At 42.4% G+C, this 18870-nt stretch carries 18 protein-coding genes, 1 pseudogene and 1 riboswitch; of the genes and pseudogenes, 10 read left to right on the top strand and 9 right to left on the bottom strand.

What is annotated here, in order from left to right:
* Nucleotides 1-2 precede the first annotated feature (2 nt).
* Together BKL49_RS07880 and BKL49_RS07875 are read left to right on the top strand one after the other, a co-directional pair.
* A complete protein-coding gene (locus BKL49_RS07880) occupies nucleotides 3-1058 on the top strand; it encodes a peptide ABC transporter ATP-binding protein (protein ID WP_077424249.1) in 1056 nt (351 codons plus the stop codon).
* A 3-nt stretch (nucleotides 1059-1061) separates the two neighbouring features.
* Nucleotides 1062-1883 (top strand): peptide ABC transporter ATP-binding protein, encoded by an 822-nt coding sequence (locus BKL49_RS07875; RefSeq protein WP_077424247.1) that lies wholly within the window; start codon nucleotides 1062-1064, stop codon nucleotides 1881-1883.
* Nucleotides 1884-2175: 292 nt separating this feature from the next.
* Here BKL49_RS07875 and BKL49_RS07870 read toward each other — a convergent pair whose 3' ends face one another.
* Nucleotides 2176-3072, bottom strand: a complete 897-nt coding sequence (locus BKL49_RS07870) for a LysR family transcriptional regulator (protein WP_077424245.1) — start codon at nucleotides 3070-3072, stop codon at nucleotides 2176-2178.
* A gap of 121 nt (nucleotides 3073-3193) precedes the next feature.
* Here BKL49_RS07870 and BKL49_RS07865 point away from each other — a divergent pair, with 121 nt between their 5' ends.
* From BKL49_RS07865 to BKL49_RS07850, 4 genes and pseudogenes are all read left to right on the top strand, one after another.
* Entirely contained in the window at nucleotides 3194-4036 is an 843-nt protein-coding gene (locus BKL49_RS07865) for an aldo/keto reductase (protein WP_077424243.1), read from the top strand.
* A gap of 73 nt (nucleotides 4037-4109) precedes the next feature.
* Nucleotides 4110-5219, top strand: a complete 1110-nt coding sequence (locus BKL49_RS07860) for an alpha/beta hydrolase (RefSeq protein WP_077424315.1) — start codon at nucleotides 4110-4112, stop codon at nucleotides 5217-5219.
* Between the two features lie 70 nt (nucleotides 5220-5289).
* Nucleotides 5290-5496 (top strand): annotated as a pseudogene (locus tag BKL49_RS07855) (alpha/beta hydrolase); the annotation flags it as partial.
* 45 nt (nucleotides 5497-5541) lie between these two features.
* A complete protein-coding gene (locus BKL49_RS07850) occupies nucleotides 5542-6651 on the top strand; it encodes a cupin domain-containing carboxymuconolactone decarboxylase family protein (RefSeq protein WP_077424241.1) in 1110 nt (369 codons plus the stop codon).
* 417 nt (nucleotides 6652-7068) lie between these two features.
* Here BKL49_RS07850 and ilvN read toward each other — a convergent pair whose 3' ends face one another.
* From ilvN to BKL49_RS07835, 3 genes are all read right to left on the bottom strand, one after another.
* Nucleotides 7069-7560, bottom strand: coding sequence for an acetolactate synthase small subunit (ilvN, locus tag BKL49_RS07845; protein ID WP_077424239.1), 492 nt, complete (start codon nucleotides 7558-7560; stop codon nucleotides 7069-7071).
* A complete protein-coding gene (locus tag BKL49_RS07840; protein ID WP_077424237.1) occupies nucleotides 7560-9284 on the bottom strand; it encodes an acetolactate synthase 3 large subunit in 1725 nt (574 codons plus the stop codon). The genes ilvN and BKL49_RS07840 overlap by 1 nt, the downstream gene beginning before the upstream one ends.
* A 279-nt stretch (nucleotides 9285-9563) precedes the next feature.
* Nucleotides 9564-11126: a Na+/H+ antiporter NhaC family protein gene (locus BKL49_RS07835; protein WP_077424235.1), complete on the bottom strand. Its 1563-nt coding sequence runs from the start codon at nucleotides 11124-11126 to the stop codon at nucleotides 9564-9566.
* 56 nt (nucleotides 11127-11182) lie between these two features.
* Nucleotides 11183-11353: riboswitch (Lysine riboswitch) on the bottom strand.
* A gap of 221 nt (nucleotides 11354-11574) precedes the next feature.
* On the opposite strand from BKL49_RS07835, the gene BKL49_RS07825 reads away from it, so the two are divergent.
* The 3 genes from BKL49_RS07825 (at nucleotide 11575) to aroA (ending at nucleotide 14191) form a co-directional block, all read left to right on the top strand.
* Entirely contained in the window at nucleotides 11575-11979 is a 405-nt protein-coding gene (locus BKL49_RS07825) for an H-NS family histone-like protein (RefSeq protein ID WP_077424233.1), read from the top strand.
* Nucleotides 11980-12056: 77 nt separating this feature from the next.
* Nucleotides 12057-12893: a formyltetrahydrofolate deformylase gene (purU, locus tag BKL49_RS07820; RefSeq protein WP_077424231.1), complete on the top strand. Its 837-nt coding sequence runs from the start codon at nucleotides 12057-12059 to the stop codon at nucleotides 12891-12893.
* On the top strand, nucleotides 12893-14191 hold the full coding sequence (aroA, locus tag BKL49_RS07815) for a 3-phosphoshikimate 1-carboxyvinyltransferase (protein ID WP_077424229.1): 1299 nt from the start codon (nucleotides 12893-12895) through the stop codon (nucleotides 14189-14191). The genes purU and aroA overlap by 1 nt, the downstream gene beginning before the upstream one ends.
* 86 nt (nucleotides 14192-14277) lie before the next feature.
* On the opposite strand, the gene BKL49_RS07810 is transcribed toward aroA, so the two are convergent.
* The 3 genes from BKL49_RS07810 to BKL49_RS07800 are packed head-to-tail and all read right to left on the bottom strand — an operon-like array spanning nucleotide 14278 to nucleotide 15638.
* Nucleotides 14278-14742, bottom strand: a complete 465-nt coding sequence (locus BKL49_RS07810) for an outer membrane lipoprotein (RefSeq protein ID WP_077424227.1) — start codon at nucleotides 14740-14742, stop codon at nucleotides 14278-14280.
* A 22-nt stretch (nucleotides 14743-14764) separates the two neighbouring features.
* Complete coding sequence (locus BKL49_RS07805; protein ID WP_077424225.1) at nucleotides 14765-15064, bottom strand: hypothetical protein; 300 nt, start codon at nucleotides 15062-15064, stop codon at nucleotides 14765-14767.
* Nucleotides 15065-15068: 4 nt separating this feature from the next.
* On the bottom strand, nucleotides 15069-15638 hold the full coding sequence (locus tag BKL49_RS07800) for a VOC family protein (protein WP_077424223.1): 570 nt from the start codon (nucleotides 15636-15638) through the stop codon (nucleotides 15069-15071).
* Between the two features lie 79 nt (nucleotides 15639-15717).
* Here BKL49_RS07800 and argS point away from each other — a divergent pair, with 79 nt between their 5' ends.
* Nucleotides 15718-17451: an arginine--tRNA ligase gene (argS, locus tag BKL49_RS07795; protein ID WP_077424221.1), complete on the top strand. Its 1734-nt coding sequence runs from the start codon at nucleotides 15718-15720 to the stop codon at nucleotides 17449-17451.
* Between the two features lie 157 nt (nucleotides 17452-17608).
* Here the strand turns inward: argS and BKL49_RS07790 are convergent, their stop codons facing one another.
* Both BKL49_RS07790 and mepK read right to left on the bottom strand, forming a co-directional pair.
* Nucleotides 17609-18232, bottom strand: a complete 624-nt coding sequence (locus BKL49_RS07790) for an MBL fold metallo-hydrolase (RefSeq protein WP_077424219.1) — start codon at nucleotides 18230-18232, stop codon at nucleotides 17609-17611.
* A 56-nt stretch (nucleotides 18233-18288) separates the two neighbouring features.
* The gene (mepK, locus tag BKL49_RS07785) at nucleotides 18289-18849 is read right to left on the bottom strand and encodes a peptidoglycan L,D-endopeptidase MepK (protein ID WP_077424217.1); all 561 of its coding nucleotides are present in this window, start codon (nucleotides 18847-18849) and stop codon (nucleotides 18289-18291) included.
* Nucleotides 18850-18870: the final 21 nt, after the last annotated feature.

The raw sequence follows: 18870 nt of genomic DNA, 5'->3' as shown, positions 1-18870 counted from the left end.
TTATGGCATTACTGGATATACGAAATCTCAACATTGAAATAAAGACATCAAGTGGTCGAATCAAAATTGTTGACGGTATAAATTTAACCCTCAACGAAGGGGAAATATTAGGATTAGTGGGGGAATCAGGCTCCGGAAAAAGTTTGATTGCCAAAGTCATCGGCAATGCCATCAAAGAAGATTGGGTGATTACCGCCGATCGCTTTCGTTTTCACGATGTGGAACTGCTAAAACTTTCACCAAGCCAACGCAGAAAATTGGTCGGCAAAGAAATCTCAATGATTTTCCAAGATCCATTAAGCTGTCTTGATCCCAGTCGAAAAATCGGGAAACAGCTCATTCAAAGCATTCCGAACTGGACTTACCGTGGCAAATGGTGGCAGTGGTTCGGTTGGAAAAAACGCCGTGCCATTGAATTACTACACCGCGTAGGAATTAAAGATCACAAAGACATTATGGCAAGCTATCCTCACGATCTCACCGAAGGGGAAGGACAAAAAGTGATGATCGCCATTGCGGTGGCGAATCAACCGCGCTTGCTTATTGCAGATGAACCAACTTATGCCCTTGAATCCGTTACGGCATTACAGGTATCCCGCCTGCTCGCCAGTATGAATCAAAACCAAGGCACCAGCATTCTGTTGGCAAGCAATGATATTCGCAGCATTAGCGGACTCTGCCATCACATATCCGTGTTATATTGTGGGCAAAATACAGAATCCGCCCCCACCCAAATCCTGTTGGAAACGCCTCATCACCCTTATACTCAGGCTCTGCTTCATTCCGTACCGGATTTTACCGCCCCTCTTGGCTTTAAAACCAAGCTAGGCACATTGGAAGGCACCGTACCCCTTTTAGAACAAATGCCAATGGGTTGTCGCTTAGGCCCACGCTGCCCCTTTGCACAAAAGCAGTGCATTCAAAAACCGGCACGCTATCGCATTAAACAACACGAATTTTCTTGCCATTTTCCAATCAATTTTAGGGAAAAACGTGCCAAAGAAACCCTTCATAATTCCCCTTTAACCTTATCGGCAGAGCCGAATCATAAGGAATAATCAATGCCGTTATTGCAAGTTAATCATCTATACAAAACCTTTGATGGCCCGGTTCGCTGGTTTGGCTCAAGAAAATTTAATGCCGTAGAAGACGTCAGTTTTCAGCTTGAACAAAAACAAACTCTCGCGATTATCGGAAAAAACGGTTCGGGAAAATCCACATTGGCAAAAATGATTGCCGGTATGATAAAGCCCACCTCCGGTGAAATTTACTTTAACGATACCCTTCTTGATTTTGAAAACGCCGCTTATCGAACCCAACATATCCGAATGGTGTTCCAAGATGTGAATAGTGCTTTCAATCCCCGTCAAAATATCGGACAGGCACTGGATACGCCCTTACGTCTTACAACCGATTGGGATGAAGAAAAACGCAACCAAAAAATTTTTGAAACCCTCAAATTGGTCGGACTTTACCCCGATTACACCAATCTGAAAATTAAAAATCTTTCCGTCAGTCAAAAACAGCGTATTGCCTTGGCACGTGCCTTTATTTTAGAACCTGAAATTATCATTATTGATGATGTCCTCGGTTCACTTGATAGCGCCGTATGGGTGCAATTACTTAACCTTTCCCTCGATTTACAGGAACGTCTTGGTGTTTCTTACATTTATGTGGGGCAAGATTTGGGCTTGGTGAAACATATTGCCGACCACGTTCTGGTGATGGATGAAGGAAAAATGGTTGAATACGGCACACCAAAGGCACTTTTTAGTCATCCGCAAACCACTGTCACCAAACGATTGGTAGAAGGTCATTTCGGCAAATTATTAGATGAAAATTCGTGGAAATCCCCTCACATAAATGATGAATGTAAAATCTAAAAAAATTGACCGCACTTTGTCTATTTTTCGCGTATAACGAGAAGGGAAAATCCATCCTGCCTTGATTTGTTTGATACAACCGTCACACAGCTAAACAAGTAGCTTAGAAAATAATCATTTTTTGAGGTTCTTCACTACCGAATAGGTAGCACGACCAAATTATTAAATTATCTCGTAAAAGTGCGGTGGAAATTTTAAAAATTTTGACCGCACTTTTTTTGCTTTGCTGAAATTTTTTCCGCAGAAAAATGAGTGCATTTTAAGATATACCGGTTGGTTTCAGGCGGAAGTTTTATCTTTTTAATTTTAAATATTCCACCAATGCCTTAAACAGGGGAGAATTTTGCCGGCGGTTCGGGTAATAAAGATGATAGCCGTCATAGCTGATTGCGTATTCTTTCAGAATTTCGACCACTGTTCCGTCGGCAAGCTGGTCCATTATTCGGTCTTTAGGAATCCAAGCGATGCCTAAATGAGATAAGCAAGCTTTAAGGATCAGAAAATTATTATTGACTATAAGCTTGCCGGAAGGCATAAATCTGATGAGTTCGCCGCTTTCAGGCGAGCGAAATTCCCAAGTAAAAATTCCTTCGGAAGTAGGCATTCTGGCACAAAGACATTGATGTTTCTTTAACTCATCGATTGTATTTGGCATTCCATATTCTGCCAGATATTGTGGTGTTGCAGCCAAACACATTTGCATATCCTTGGAGATGCGTACGGCAATCATATCCTGTTCTATTTCGTGTCCTAACCGAATACCGGCATCAAAACGCCCGGCGACAATATCGGTAAACTTCATATCGCTCGTCAGTTCTAGCTGAACTTCCGGATAACGCTGCATAAAAGCGACCAGTCTGTCCCAGATTACATACAGAAAGGAATGATCCGCCCCATTGATGCGCAACTTTCCGTTTAAAGTATCGCGGAATGTACTTAATGCATTAACATTATCTTCAATGCTTTCAAACAACGGCAACAGAGATTTAAAAAGCTGCTCGCCGGCTTCCGTTTTGGAAACACTACGCGTAGTGCGGTTAAACAATTTAATTTTTAACTGTTCTTCCAGTTTTCGCATAGAGTGGCTTAATGCTGAGGTTGATACGCCTAATCTTGCTGCCGCCTTGGTAAAGCTGCTTGTCTGGGCAACAACAATAAAACTGCGTAATTCATTCATATTTTCAATCATTATTGACGACCTTGGCTGATTATTGAGTTTTATTCAAAAGCCTATCAAGAAACAGCCGCCTAATCAAAACAATCTTTTTCTTTTACAATGCATTAATTTCAGTTAAACAGGAGAAAGCAAAATGAAATCAGCAAAATTAAATAACGGTGTAGAAATGCCATTGGTCGGTTTTGGCGTGTATCAAGTGAGTGATGAAGAAACCGAACAAGCGGTGCTGGCAGCCTTGAAAGCAGGTTACCGTTTGTTGGATACCGCTTCCGTTTACGGCAATGAAGCAGGTGTAGGACGTGCGATTAAAGCGAGCGGTATTGCCCGTGAGGAAATTTTCGTGACCACCAAATTGTGGATTCAGCGTGAAAATGCCTATGAAAACAGCCAAAAAGCATTGGAGGATTCTCTTGTGCGTTTGGGCTTGGATTATGTGGATCTCTATTTAATGCATCAGCCGTTCGGCGATGTACATGAACAATGGCGTGCTATGGAAGATCTGCAGAAAGCCGGCAAAGCTCGTGCCATCGGTGTGTGCAATTTCCATACGGATCGGCTAATGGATTTGATTACCTGCCATAAGATTGTCCCCGCAGTCAACCAAATCGAAACCCACCCGTTCTATCAGCGTGAAGAAGAACTGGCGTTCCATAAAGAGCAGGGCATTGTGCATCAGTCCTGGGGGCCGCTGGCAGAAGGGAAATTCGATATTTTCACCAATCCAGTCTTAACTCAAATTGCCGAAAAACACAACAAGTCCGTGGCTCAGGTGATTTTACGCTGGCTGAATCAGCGCGGTATTGCCATTATTCCTAAATCTGTCAAAGTGGAACGCATGGCGGAAAACCGCGATATTTTCGGTTTTACCCTTGACGCACAGGATTTTGCCGATATCGCCGCCTTAAACCGCAATGAAATTATTTTCGATCACCGCGATCCGAAAATGATTCAGTGGCTGGCACAGCATCGGGGATAAACATAGCACTGTGCGGTAGGTCTGGCATAAAATTTTGCAAAAACCGACCGCACTTTCAGGAGAATTTACAATGCTGACAAAACTTTTCAAAATTTCATTGATTGCCGCAGCCTGCGGGCTGACGGTACAAACCGTTGCCGCGCCGATTTCCATTGAACAGCAGGGCAGTTTTGCCGTGGGCGGCACAGTAAAAACGTCGGAGGGCGTTTATAATCCCGAACCTGATGTGGTGAAAGACAAAGACAGCAATAATTTTATGGACGTGTTTACGGCGTCGGTACAGGCAGGTGGACAAACCCTGCACGGCGATCACGCCACGGTGTTTTACCAAATCCCTACCGATGCCCGCAAAAATCCGCTGGTATTTTTGCACGGAGCGGGGCAATCCATGCGGACATGGCAAACCACGCCTGACGGTCGGGAGGGGTTCCAGAATATTTTCCTGCGCCGGCGTTTCCCCGTGTATTTAATCGATCAGCCACGCCGCGGACAATCGGGGCGCAGCACCGTGGATGCAAATGTAAAAGCGGTGCCGGATGATCAGTTCTGGTTTGCGCAGTTCCGTATCGGCAGTTATCCTGATTTCGCTGAAGGCGTGGCTTTTCCGCGGGATCCGAAATCCTTAAACCAGTTTTTCCGCCAAATGACGCCGAATGTGGGGGCGTTTGACGCCAATATCATCAGTGATAGCCTGGACAAACTTTTTGACCGCATCGGCAGCGGCATTCTAGTCACTCATTCCCAGGGCGGCATTGTGGGCTGGCTTGCCGGTATGAAAAACGAAAAAATCAACGCTATTGTGGCTTATGAACCGGGCAATTTTCCGTTCCCTGAGGGTGAAGTACCGCCCACCCTGAAAAGCCGTTTCGGCGATGTGGTGCCGATGAGCGTGCCGAAAGCAGAATTTGAAAAACTGACAAAACGCCCGATTGTGATTTATTTCGGTGACTTCATTCCTGATCATTTAGACGGCACCCAAAGCGGCGAACAATGGTATATCCGCCTGCAGCTGGCAAAACAGTGGGCAGAAACGGTGAATAAACACAGCGGTGATGTTACGCTGGTTGAATTGCCGAAAGCCGGCATTAAAAGCAATACCCATTTCCCGTTCAGCGATCTTAATAATCTGGAAGTGGCGGAACATTTGCAGGAGTGGCTGAAGGCAAAAGGGCTGGATCAGTAAAACGGGAATACCGGTGGTAAGCTTTGCAGAAATTTTACCGTCTGATTATTGAATATCATCCAATGTGAATTTGATCGTTCAGCCGTTACTGATGATTGCCGGAGAAAAAGCCAACAGTCTGTATATGACTGAAGAAGTATTCAACAATGCCACCGGCACGCAAAATAAAGAGTTATTCAAAATTCCGAACGCCACTCATATTGAAACTTACCGGAAACCGCAATATGTGAAACAGGCATCTGAAAAACTCACTCAATTTTTCGGCAGCAATCTTTAATAGCATACGCCCTTGTTTTAAGGGCGTTTTTTAAGGGGAGGCAAAATGAAAACAACGCTTTTTTCGACCGCACTTTTGCTTGTTGCCGCAACAGGCGTATCAGCGGAACAGGTAAAGACTGATTACTCACAACATCAATGGCAGAATGCTCCGGCGGATTATTTTTCAGGAAAAGCACGTTTTACCCGTTTGCCTGAGATACCCGACAGCCCGGATCGCACGGCACTTGTGGAGTTTCAGGCAGGCAGTGTGACGAACTGGCATTCCCATTCACAGGGGCAGTATCTGATTGTGACCAAAGGCGAAGGGCGGACGCAGGAATGGGGCAAGCCGGTTCAAGTGATTAAAGAAGGCGATGTGGTTTGGTGTCCGCCGAATGTGAAACACTGGCACGGCGCGACAGCGCACAGCAGTATGTCGCATATCGCCGTCAGCCCGAATGCGAGTGAAAATAAAGTCACCTGGCTGGAAAAAGTTGATTTGACAGCCCCGGATCCCAAAGTTGAACTGCAGAAAATCAGTCAGCACCAGCCATTAAGCCGGAAACAGCTCGCTATTGTACCGATTGTGTTTTATTCAGCCAAAGGCTACCCGGAACAACTGAAACCGGCACTGGAACAGGGGCTGGCAAGCGGTCTGACGCCTGACGAGTTAGAGGAAATTTTTGCTCATCAGTATGCTTATGCCGGTTTCCCGAGAGCATTAAACGGTTTGCATACCTTACAGAATCTGCTCAAAGAACGGGCAGCAAAGGGCATTGCGGATTCCCCGGCAAAGTCTGCTCAACAGTCACAGTCTGCGCATGACAGGGATTATTATACTCTTGGCACGCAAACGCTGAATGTATTGACCCAGCGGGATAATTCCGCGCTGCTGCAAAATTCCGAGGGCATGGATTATGCCTTAAAAGCCCATTTATTCGGTTATCTGTTCAGCCGTAATAGTCTCAGCACCGTTAATCGGGAACTGGTGGCTGTGGCAACGCTGGCAGCATTGGAAACTGTACCGAACCAGTTACGCTCTCATTTCAGCATTCTTAAAAATCTGGGATTAAGCCAAACGGAACTACAGCGCGTTATCAGCGAGCTTGCCGTACAGGATCAGAATGTTGCAGATAAAGCGGAAGAAGTGCTGCAGAAAGTATTCAATCCTTAACATTACTCACAACATCAATGGCAGAATGCTCCGGCGGATTATTTTTCAGGAAAAGCACGTTTTACCCGTTTGCCTGAGATAGCCAACAGCCCGGAGCGTACAGCACTTGTGGAGTTTCAGGCAAGCAGTGTGACAAACCGGCATTCCCATTCACAGGGGAGAATCTGATTGTGACTAAAGGTGAAGGGCGGACGCAAGAATGGAGCAAACCGGTTCAAGTGATTAAAGAAGGCGATGTAATTAGCTCGCTTGGAATGAAGAATAGTTTTGAGATCAGAAGAAGGGATATAAGATGATTCAAGCATTAAATGCGTCTACAAAGAAAAACGGCCTTAATCCTACTCGCAATAAAATTATCGCTCAATATAAAAAATCCGCCCCAATAAACTTGGCGCGGATTTTTTATTGAGAAAATGCTTAAAGAATGTTTTTCTCGCCACGGGATAGGCTAATCAATCCTGAGCGAACAATTTCGAGCAATGTGGTTTCCTCTTTTACTGCGGCAACAAAAGCATCAAGTTTGTCTTTAGTGCCGGTAAGTTGGATGGTGTAGGATTTTGGCGTAACATCTACGATTTGACCGCGGAAAATATCTGCCAAACGCTTAATTTCATCACGAGAAGCCCCCGTTGCCCGTACTTTGAGAAGCATTACTTCACGTTCTACGTGTTCGTGTTCGCTTAGACTAATCACTTTAAAAACATCTACCAATTTATGCAGTTGCTTTTCAATTTGCTCTAGGACTTGTTCATCTCCCACTGCTTCAATGGTCATTCTTGATAACGTAGGGTCGTCTGTTGGTGCAACCGTAAGGCTTTCAATATTGAAGGCACGCTGAGAGAACAAACCGACAACGCGTGATAAAGCACCGGATTCATTTTCTAATAAAACAGATAAGATTCTACGCATTATTCATTCTCCCCTTGCGGTTTACTTAAAATCATTTCATTCATTGCCCCACCACGCACTTGCATTGGGTAAACGTGTTCGGTTTCGTCCACATTAATATCCACAAAGACAAGGCGATTTTTAATGCTGAACGCTTCTTTCAATTTACTTTCCAATTCATCCGGTGTGGCAATTTTAATGCCAACGTGGCCATAAGATTCCGCCAACTTCACGAAGTCCGGTAAGGAATTCATATAGGTTTGCGAATGGCGACCGGAATAAATGAGGTCTTGCCATTGTTTTACCATACCTAAGAAATGGTTATTTAAACAAATAACCACCACCGGAATACCATATTGCGTTGCAGTGGAAAGCTCTTGAATATTCATTTGAATACTGCCATCACCGGTGACACAAACAACGGTTGCATTAGGCTGTGCCAATTTTGCGCCCAGTGCCGCCGGCAAACCGAATCCCATTGTGCCTAAGCCACCTGAATTGATCCAACGGCGTGGTTTATCGAAAGGATAATGCAATGCGGCAAACATTTGGTGCTGCCCTACATCAGAAGCGATATAAGCCTCGCCCTTAGTGATGCGATACACAGCTTCCATTACTTGTTGAGGTTTGATCACGCCTGAAGTGCGGTCAAAATCCAAGCAGTTTTGTGCTTTCCAAGCATTAATCTGTTTCCACCAATCTTCAAGCTGATTTTGTGGGCGTGCCACGCCTTCTTCACCCAATAAACTTAAAAATTCATTCAATACATTTTTCGCACTGCCTACGATTGGAATGGCTGCCTTTACATTTTTAGAAATTGAGGTGGGATCAATATCAATTTGGATCACTTTGGCATTCGGGCAATATTTTTCCAGATTATTTGTGGTGCGATCATCAAAACGCACACCAATACCGAGAATTAAATCACTTTCGTGCATTGCATTATTGGCTTCGTACGTGCCGTGCATTCCAAGCATACCTAAGAATTGATTATCGGTGCCGGGATAAACACCCAATCCCATTAAAGAGGCGGTTACCGGTAAATTTAACTGTTGTGCAAATTGCGTGAGTTCTTCGCTACATTCTGCGGCAATCGCCCCCCCACCGACAAATAACACCGGTTTCTTCGCCACCAGCAAGGCTTTTAAGGCTTTTTTAATTTGTCCTTTATGTCCATTCACCGTAGGATTATAAGAACGCATTTCAACGGATTGTGGATACGCATAAGGGAATTTATGATTCGGATTCACCGTATCTTTGGGAATATCCACCACCACCGGCCCCGGACGCCCCGTTGAAGCAATATAAAAGGCTTTTTTAAGGGTTTCAGGAATATCTTCCGCTTTTTTCACAATAAAACTGTGTTTCACCACCGGACGGGAAATCCCTACCATATCGCATTCTTGGAAAGCATCGCTACCAATTAAATTGCTCATCACCTGCCCTGAAAGCACTACCATTGGGATAGAATCCGCATAAGCGGTGGCAATACCGGTAATGGCATTCGTTGCTCCCGGGCCGGATGTAACCAACACGCAACCCACTTTTCCCGTTGCACGGGCATAGCCATCTGCCATATGCACGGCTGCCTGTTCGTGACGGACTAAAATATGCTCAATCCCTCCCAATGTGTGAATGGCATCATAAATATCCAGCACTGCCCCACCCGGGTAACCGAATAAATATTCTACGCCTTCATCACGTAGTGATTGCACTACCATTTCAGCACCGGATAATTTCTTCATCATTTCCTCCTAAAATTGACCACACTTTGTTTTGTTACGTCTTGTGTTAAGCAATTCGCTTTTCAGTGCAATTCATCATACTGGCAAAAAAATCTTTGTCTAGCCTGAAACCCAAGATTCACTACTCAATATTTCAGCATTAAAATCTAAAAACTATCAATTTTTAAGATGAAAATAAAAAATAATCAGTCTATAAAATAAAAAATGCGACTTTATGCCGCATTTTATAAAAATCACAAAATTTTATTTTTTATTCATTTTTTGAACCGGATCACGTTTTTAGCGTTTTTTCACAATAAAAATCAGTAACGCTAAAGAAACGGCTGTTGCCACAAAGCCTGCCGCACCCGATTCGGTAAAACCTACTACGATATAACCCACACAGGTTGCCGCAGCAACTGTTAAGGCATAAGGTAACTGAGTCGTCACGTGATCCATATGATTACATTTCGCACCGGTGGAAGAAAGGATGGTGGTATCGGAAACCGGTGAACAGTGGTCACCACATACCGCTCCTGCCATAACGGCAGAAAGGCAAGCCAACATTAATTCCGGTGCGGCATTGGTTGCCATTGCCGCGGCGATAGGGAGCATAATACCGAAGGTTCCCCAACTTGTGCCGGTGGAAAACGCCATTGCAGTACCTAAGATAAATAAGATCACCGGTAAAAATTGCACCGGAATATTGCCGGAAACCAATGAAGATAAATATTTACCGGTTTGCATATCGCCAACAATTTTATTGATCGTCCAAGCAAAAAATAAAATCGCAATCGCCCCCATCATTGATTTAACGCCTAAATACAATGCACGTCCATATTCAGCCAAACTCACTTGGCGGCCTAATGCAATTAAAACGGTTGAAATAATGACCGCACTTGAGCCGCCTACAACAAGGGATACGCCCACGTTGGTATTCTCAAATGCCCCCAATACGGAAAACGCGGTGTTTGCTTCGGCAAGGGCTAATCCACCTGTGTACATCATCATTGAAACCGTTGCGATAATAAGCACCAAAATCGGCAAAACTAAATTGCGAACCTGACCTTTAATACCGCTTTCTTCCGATTCAACCTGTTCACTACGTTCCATCGCCGCTTTTTCGTGGCGTGCCATAGAACCAATATCAAAAGAAAAATATGCCACAAAAAACACCATTAACAGGGCAAAAATAGCATAAAAGTTCATTGAACTCATTGCCACAAACGCCCCCATTGGCGTGTATTCGGTAATGGAATAAGTGGTCAATAACCCCGCCACCAATGTGATGATATAAGCCCCCCAACTGGATACCGGCATCATCACACACATTGGTGCGGCAGTGGAGTCAAGAATATAGGCTAATTTCGGGCGTGAAACCTTGAAACGATCCGTCACCGGTCGGGCGATTGCGCCTACTGCCAAGCTGTGAAAATAATCATCGATAAATGTGATAAACACTAATGATGCGGCGAGTAATTTTGCACCACGGCGATCTTTGATACGCGCTTGCGCCCATTCGGCAAAGGCACGATTACTGCCGGAAACCGTTAAAAGTGCGGTCAAAATTCCCAGTAAAATTAAGAAAAGCACAATATTCATATTTGAATTAATTTCACCATCAATATTTAATAAAAACAAAATATTCATATTTGAATCGCTATCAACATAAACCAATGAGACAATATTGTCTTTTAAATAAGTTAATGTTGGCAAAACTGAGGCATCATTTAACATTAACGCACCGGTTATAATACCGGCACTTAAAGAAAGCAGTACGCGTCGCGTCGCAATCGCTAAAATGATTGCTAACAAGGCCGGTACAACAGACCAAATTGAAGAAGAATAATTGATAAGTTCCATTAAGTTATACCTAAAATAATGGAGAGAACGGCAGAAAATGGACTTGAAATGACCAACCTAACCGTAGCGCTCCATAGTTAATCACTATGACAGTAACGCTCCTTTCGGATACGCTACCAACCGGTCAAAACGACTCTTAACCGATTTCGGCAATCACTCCTTTCTTTTTTCGTCATCGCTATCCACTCAGAAAAAGTACTTATAGTGATCGCACCTCTACTTTTATAGGGAGTCCGAAGATTACAGGAAAATGTGAGAAAAATCTAATAAATTCTGTTTATTTTTATATGTATTAGTAAGATAAATTCAAAATAAATATAGTCAAACTAAAATTTATTCTAATTTCTATCTCCATTTTATTAAAATTTAATGTTTACCTTATAGTTTAATTCCGCTACTATAAAAACCTCTCCATTTACTATCTATCCTAAGATCTATGAGGTTCATTATGGCTGATTTAATTAAAGTATTCACTAATCTTCGCAGTATTCGCGCTGTGGTGCGTGATTTAACATTGGAACAAGCAGAAAGTTCATTAAAAAAATTTGAAGAAGCCGTTGTAGAAAAACGGGCTCAAATGGAAGAAATTCGAAAAGCAGAAATGGAACGTAGAGTCCGCATTGAAAAATACAAAGCCTTAATTAAACAAGAAGGCATTACTGCAGAAGAATTAAAAGCTATTATAGATACTACTCCTTCTATAACTCGTAAGAAACGCTCACCTCGCCCGGCAAAATATCAATATATTGATGAAAATGGCAAAACAAAAACTTGGACAGGTCAAGGTCGCACGCCAAGCGTCATTCAACATGCCTTAGATGCCGGTAAGTCATTGGCTGATTTTGAAATTTAATTATTCTACTTTTATGAACCCATATTATCTTATGGGTTCTGTTTTTTTATTTACAATAAAAATATAACCTAAACACAATGATTGAAAAAAAAATTCTCCTTACCGATTACCCCGATGATAAAGGGTTAATAGCCAAAATCACTAATATTTGTTATAAACATCAACTCAATGTATTACACAATAACGAATTTGTTGATTTTGAAACAAAACATTTTTTTATGCGTACCGAACTTGAAGGTATTTTTAATGAAACAACCTTACTTGAAGATTTAAAATATAGCTTACCCGCCGGTACAAATTGCCGATTAATAGGAACACAGCGTAAACGTATTGTTATTCTTGTCACAAAAGAAGCACACTGCCTCGGCGATATTTTAATGAAAAATTATTATGGCGCATTAGATGTCGAAATTGCCGCCGTCATTGGCAACCATAATAATTTACGTGAATTGGTTGAACGCTTTGATATTCCGTTTCATTGTGTCAGTCACGAAGGATTAACACGCATAGAACACGATAAACTGCTCGCCCAAAAAATTGATGAATATGCGCCGGATTATATTGTGCTTGCGAAATATATGCGTGTGTTAAATCCTGAGTTTGTGGAACGTTACCCAAACCGTGTTATCAATATTCACCATTCCTTCCTGCCCGCCTTTATCGGAGCCAAACCTTATCAACAAGCCTATGAACGTGGGGTGAAAATTATTGGTGCAACGGCACATTTCATTAATAATGAACTGGATCAAGGCCCTATCATTATGCAAAACGTAATCAATGTGGATCATACTTACAGTGCCGAAGCGATGATGCGTGCGGGGAGGGATGTGGAAAAAACCGTGTTAAGTCGCGCCCTTGACCTCGCTTTGCACGATAGAATTTTTGTCTATAAAAATAAAACGGTGGTGTTGTAATGGAAAAAATCACGCTCTCCCCTATCAACGCAGTTGAAGGAACCATCAATTTACCGGGTTCAAAAAGTTTATCCAACCGCGCGCTACTGCTTGCGGCACTCGCCAAAGGCACAACCAAAGTCACAAACTTACTTGATAGTGACGACATTCGTCATATGCTCAATGCACTCAAAGCTCTTGGTGTCAATTATCAACTGTCTGATGATAAAACCATTTGTGAAATTGAAGGATTAGGTGGTGCATTTCAGTTACAAGACGGACTTTCACTTTTTCTTGGTAATGCCGGCACGGCAATGCGTCCACTCACCGCGGCACTTTGTCTAAAAGGCGAAACGGAAGCCGAGGTCATTCTTACCGGCGAACCCCGAATGAAAGAACGCCCGATTCAGCATTTAGTAGAGGCTCTACGTCAAGCAGGTGCAGAGATACGTTACTTAGAAAATGAAGGCTATCCTCCGTTGGCAATTCGTAATATCGGCATAAAAGGAGGAAAAGTAAAAATTGACGGTTCAATTTCATCCCAATTTTTAACCGCACTTTTAATGGCTGCCCCCCTCGCTGAAAATGACTTAGAAATTGAGATTATCGGTGAGTTGGTTTCTAAACCCTATATTGATATTACCCTTGCGATGATGAAAGATTTTGGTGTAAATGTGGAAAATCAGTCATACCAAACTTTCCGTATAAAAGGAAATCAAACCTATACTTCACCGGGGAAATATTTGGTTGAAGGAGATGCCTCCTCCGCATCTTATTTTCTGGCAGCCGGCGCAATAAAAGGCAAAGTGAAAGTCACCGGTATTGGCAAAAACTCTATTCAGGGCGATCGCTTATTTGCCGATGTATTGGAAAAAATGGGGGCAAAAATTACTTGGGGCGAAAATTTTGTGGAGGCAGAACATCATCAACTTCAAGGCATTGATATGGATATGAACCATATTCCCGATGCCGCAATGACGATTGCAACCACCGCCCTTTTTGCCAAGGGGGAAACCGTTATTCGTAATATTTACAACTGGCGGGTAAAAGAAACGGATCGTTTAACGGCAATGGCAACCGAACTGCGTAAAATCGGTGCGGAAGTAGAAGAGGGAGAAGATTTTATCCGAATTCAACCACTTGATTTAGAAAAATTTCAACATTCGGAAATCGAAACCTATAACGATCACCGTATGGCAATGTGCTTTGCCTTAATTGCATTTTCCAACACGCCGGTGACCATTCTTGATCCAAAATGTACCGCCAAAACCTTTCCTACATTTTTCGAAGAATTTGAGAAAATTTGTGTGAGAAACTAAAAAGTGCGATTAATTTTGACCGCACTTTAAAAATATAAAAAGCGAACATCACGTCCGCTTTTTATTAACTTAGTTCAAAAATTCAATTAGTTAATAACTGAAACATTCAATGATGAACCACCGACAATTTGTACACGTTTACCGGCAACAAATTGAGGATCGGCTTTTTGTACAACAACAATTGTTTTGCCGTCATCTTTTTTAATGACAAGTTCAGCACCATTAACTTGGCTTGCCTTTTCTTCAATTTTACTACCGACAACCGCACCGGCAATCGCACCGACCGCAGCAGCAATCGCTTGACCACGACCGCCACCCACCGCACTACCGGCAATACCGCCTAACGCACCACCGCCCACAGTACCGATAACGCCTTGATTGTCCGCTTGAATTTTAACCGGACGAACAGAAACCAGTGTACCATAGGTAATTGAACGTGCTTCTTTTGCCTGATCTGCCGAATAAACATCGCCACCAAAAACATCAGTATTTGCACAACCTGTTGCACCTAATGCAACAGCAAGCACTAACGCAACTGTCATTTTTTTCATCACTAACTAACCTCAAAAATTATTAGATTGGGTTTCTTGGAGACCAAGTAGAAATATTTTTTAAACCATTACCGTTATCGGAAACTCTTACACAAGCCCCCACAACCAAGGTTGAATCATATTTGTGGGTAACGGTCTCAGTTTCACCTTCCACTTTGTATGAACAGTCATTTTTACGAATTGTTAATTGAAGATTTTCACCTTCCATTTGACTGAAAATCACTTGACCTTTATAAGCACTTTCATCTTTTTGATTATTAGATGAACAAGCTGCCAAACCTAAGCTGAATAAAACGGTTAATGCTAACGTTACTTTTTTCATTGTGCTAAACCTCGAGTATTTTTTTAATAGAGTAAGGGTGAATTTTAATGCAGGTATGATTTGCCGTTTTATCCGCCAAACTCACTGCAATAGAAGGATTCGGTAACTGCTCGCCTTCTACTTTGGGTTCACTCACTTTAATTGTTAATTGGCTCACACGTTGCCATAAAAAATGATTGCAAATTCTTTCGACCCAATGTTCCGTAGATTCATTTAAGAGAAAAGGCATCACAATCTCAATATGTTCCCAAGTTTCTTGGGGATATTGCTTCTTTTTAGGAAACGGTAACTCAATAACATCAACAAATTGCCCTGCAAAGGCAAGCGGTTTTTCTAATTGAATTAAGTAGATAGGCCGCCCATTGACGATATTATCGGACAAAATTTTACCGTACTTTAATAAAAGTGTCAGCCAATTTTTTGCATTTTGCTCACTATTTACACGCAACGCTAAATGATCGATCTCATAATCGGATAACTTCACCTTCATTATGCCGGCAAGCACTTGAATTTTCTGTTCAAAATCAGTCAATTCCTGCCCAAGTGCGGTCAAATTTTCATTTAATTTTGTCACTTTGTCCCTTTGATAAATCAACAAAGAACGGTATCATAGCCGATTATTTTTATTATTCAATTTTGAATCAGGAAAAACCGTGAACATTCAATCTATTTTATCCGACAAAATCAAATCGGCGATGATCACAGCCGGTGCCGATCAATCTTGCGATGCCCTCGTACGCCAATCCGGCAAACCTCAATTTGGCGACTATCAAGCCAACGGCATTATGGCGGCGGCAAAAAAATTAGGCTTAAATCCACGTGAATTTGCTCAGAAAGTTTTAGATCACGCCGATCTTGCCGAGATTGCGGAAAAATTGGAAATTGCCGGCCCCGGTTTTATCAATATTTTCTTAAATCCCGATTGGCTTGCCAAACAAACCTCATTAGCACTCAGCCAACCTCACTTAGGAATTCAAGCCACTGAAAAGCAAACCATTGTAGTTGACTATTCTTCACCGAATGTGGCAAAAGAAATGCACGTGGGGCATTTACGCTCTACCATTATTGGTGATGCGGTTGTACGCACCCTTGAATTTTTAGGCCATCACGTTATCCGTGCCAACCACGTGGGCGACTGGGGAACCCAATTCGGTATGCTTATTGCATATCTTGAAAAAATGCAAAATGAACAGGCTTCCGAAATGGAACTGCAAGATTTGGAAGCCTTCTATCGTGAAGCAAAAAAACATTATGATGAAGACGAAGTATTTGCGGAAAAAGCCCGCAATTATGTGGTGAAATTGCAAAGTGGTGATGAATATTGCCGTTCAATGTGGAAACGTTTGGTAGATATTACTATGCAACAAAACCAACGTAACTACGATCGCCTCAATGTTACCTTAACGGAAAAAGATGTAATGGGTGAAAGCCTTTATAACCCAATGTTACCGGCGATTGTTGACGATCTGAAAAAACAAGGTTTAGCGGTTGAAGATGACGGCGCATTAGTGGTTTATTTGGAGGAATTCAAAAATAAAGAAGGCGAACCAATGGGCGTGATTGTTCAGAAAAAAGACGGCGGTTTTCTTTACACCACCACCGATATTGCAGCGGCAAAATATCGCTATGAAACACTAAAAGCGGATCGTGCTTTGGTTTTCTCCGACACCCGCCAAAGCCAACATATGCAACAGGCTTGGTTAATTACCCGTAAAGCGGGTTATGTGCCGGACAGTTTTTCGCTTGAACATAAAAACTTCGGAATGATGCTGGGGAAAGATGGCAAACCATTTAAAACCCGTACCGGTGGCACAGTAAAATTGGCAGACTTATTAGATGAAGCCATTGAACGTGCAACAGCACTCATCAACGAAAAAAATACCGACTTATCCGATTCAGAAAAAAATGCCGTGATTGAAGCGGTGGGGATTGGCTCGGTGAAATATGCGGATCTTTCTAAAAACCGCACCACAGATTATGTTTTTGATTGGGATAATATGCTGAGCTTTGAGGGAAACACCGCTCCTTATATGCAATATGCCTATACCCGTATTCGTTCCATTTTCAACAAAACAGATATAAATTTGACCGCACTTTCCAATGCCCCCTTAATCTTAACGGATGAAAAAGAACGTACACTTGCCATTAAACTTCTGCAATTTGAAGAAGCGGTGCAAACCGTTGGCAAGGAAGGCACACCTCACGTACTTTGTACCTATTTGTATGAATTGGCGGGTGTCTTTTCCTCATTCTACGAGCATTGCCCAATCTTAAATGCGGAAGATGAATCGGTGAAATTAAGCCGTCTAAAACTTGCCTTACTGACAGAAAAAACCTTAAAACAAGGTCTAGAGCTGCTTGGTATCAAGACAGTTGAAAAAATGTAAGTTACTTTAGAAAAAGAGGGACGCCACATTGATTGATCGGCGTCCTTAATTTTAACTGACTGAGATTAATTGTGTTTTTGTAAGATGGAGCGTCGCCTCTCTCTGTTCAGATTATTTCCTCTTTGTGAGTTTGCGACATAATCGGCAAACTATCTTTCTACTTCAAAAAAGGATTGCTTATTTTTTCCCGCTCAAGGGTTGTATAAGGCCCGTGACCGGCAATGATGATCTCTTCATTTAATTTAAACAATTTTTCTCGAATGGAAGAAATCAGTTGATCGTAATTTCCCCCCGGCAAATCCGTCCGCCCAATTCCGCCTTGGAAAAGTACATCACCGGTAAATGCCACTTTCTTCGCTTGTTCAATAAAGCCAATATGCCCCGGTGTATGCCCGGGTAAATGAAGAATATCAAATTTAAGATCGCCAATATTCAGCACTTCTCCCTCATTTAACCAACGATCAGGCAAAAAGGTATCAATATGCGGTAAGCCAAAACGTTCGGATTGTTCCGGCAAACTTTCAAAAAGAAAGCGATCTTGTTCCTGAGAACCCCAAATTTCCACATTAAAATGCGTTTTTAATTGCATTGCGGCACCAACGTGATCAAGATGGGCGTGTGTGATTAAAATCACTTTCAAATTTAATCCCAAGGCTTTAATGCGCTCAATGAGTTTTTCTCCTTCGCCGCCGGGATCAATGATCGCGGCATTTTTTTCATCGTCCCAAATTAAAGAACAGTTTTGTTGAAATACCGTGACTGGAATAATTTCAATATTCATCTCTTTTTCCTCATAAACAAAAACCGCACCAAAGTGCGGTCAAATTTTCAATCTTTTTATACGCCACGCCAAGTTCTCACCGGGCCGGTGTCAATATGCACAAAATTACTATGTGGATAAAACCCTACTCCACCATTATTCAAATTTTCCGCAGCCCGTTTTACGTTGAAAAGTGAAACCGTATCAAGACGAAAATCAATCGCCTGACCTTTCACGTGAAAACTATTACTCGCCACACCACGGCTCTGACGATGACGCATTGCATTTGTCGCGGCTGAACGATAGCCGCATATCACTTGAATCTCCGCCGTTTGTAATCCTAAATTGCTTTGGATACGGTAAAACTTCATAAACAAATTCGGATCCATTCGATGAACTTGGTTGGTGCGTTTATCCCGCATAAAATAATCCAACTTTTTCAACATAGAAGAATTAAAACCTTCACTTGGTGAAAATGCCGCACTTAAACGCTCGCCGGTATTCACATTGCGAAACGCTAAAATACGGGGTTTAGGGGTAGAAACCATTGCCAGCACCGTATTAGGCAACATACTTGCCCCCAACACTACGCCACCCAGCGAAAGCCATTTTCGGCGATGATGATTAATCTTACTCATTCTTTCTTCTCTGCAATTTTG

The sequence above is a fragment of the Rodentibacter myodis genome, assembly GCF_001999305.1.
GTDB classification, from domain to species: domain Bacteria; phylum Pseudomonadota; class Gammaproteobacteria; order Enterobacterales; family Pasteurellaceae; genus Rodentibacter; species Rodentibacter myodis.
This window is presented reverse-complemented; position numbering and strand designations above follow the sequence as displayed.

Bases quoted from the DNA above. Each gene is read 5' to 3' on its own strand.
- BKL49_RS07880 (WP_077424249.1), top strand. From the start codon at position 3: ATGGCATTACTGGATATACGAAATCTCAACATTGAAATAAAGACATCA.
- BKL49_RS07875 (WP_077424247.1), top strand. From the start codon at position 1,062: ATGCCGTTATTGCAAGTTAATCATCTATACAAAACCTTTGATGGCCCG.
- BKL49_RS07870 (WP_077424245.1), bottom strand. From the start codon at position 3,072: ATGATTGAAAATATGAATGAATTACGCAGTTTTATTGTTGTTGCCCAG.
- BKL49_RS07865 (WP_077424243.1), top strand. From the start codon at position 3,194: ATGAAATCAGCAAAATTAAATAACGGTGTAGAAATGCCATTGGTCGGT.
- BKL49_RS07850 (WP_077424241.1), top strand. From the start codon at position 5,542: ATGAAAACAACGCTTTTTTCGACCGCACTTTTGCTTGTTGCCGCAACA.
- ilvN (WP_077424239.1), bottom strand. From the start codon at position 7,560: ATGCGTAGAATCTTATCTGTTTTATTAGAAAATGAATCCGGTGCTTTA.
- BKL49_RS07840 (WP_077424237.1), bottom strand. From the start codon at position 9,284: ATGAAGAAATTATCCGGTGCTGAAATGGTAGTGCAATCACTACGTGAT.
- BKL49_RS07835 (WP_077424235.1), bottom strand. From the start codon at position 11,126: ATGGAACTTATCAATTATTCTTCTTCAATTTGGTCTGTTGTACCGGCC.
- BKL49_RS07825 (WP_077424233.1), top strand. From the start codon at position 11,575: ATGGCTGATTTAATTAAAGTATTCACTAATCTTCGCAGTATTCGCGCT.
- purU (WP_077424231.1), top strand. From the start codon at position 12,057: ATGATTGAAAAAAAAATTCTCCTTACCGATTACCCCGATGATAAAGGG.
- aroA (WP_077424229.1), top strand. From the start codon at position 12,893: ATGGAAAAAATCACGCTCTCCCCTATCAACGCAGTTGAAGGAACCATC.
- BKL49_RS07810 (WP_077424227.1), bottom strand. From the start codon at position 14,742: ATGAAAAAAATGACAGTTGCGTTAGTGCTTGCTGTTGCATTAGGTGCA.
- BKL49_RS07805 (WP_077424225.1), bottom strand. From the start codon at position 15,064: ATGAAAAAAGTAACGTTAGCATTAACCGTTTTATTCAGCTTAGGTTTG.
- BKL49_RS07790 (WP_077424219.1), bottom strand. From the start codon at position 18,232: ATGAATATTGAAATTATTCCAGTCACGGTATTTCAACAAAACTGTTCT.
- mepK (WP_077424217.1), bottom strand. From the start codon at position 18,849: ATGAGTAAGATTAATCATCATCGCCGAAAATGGCTTTCGCTGGGTGGC.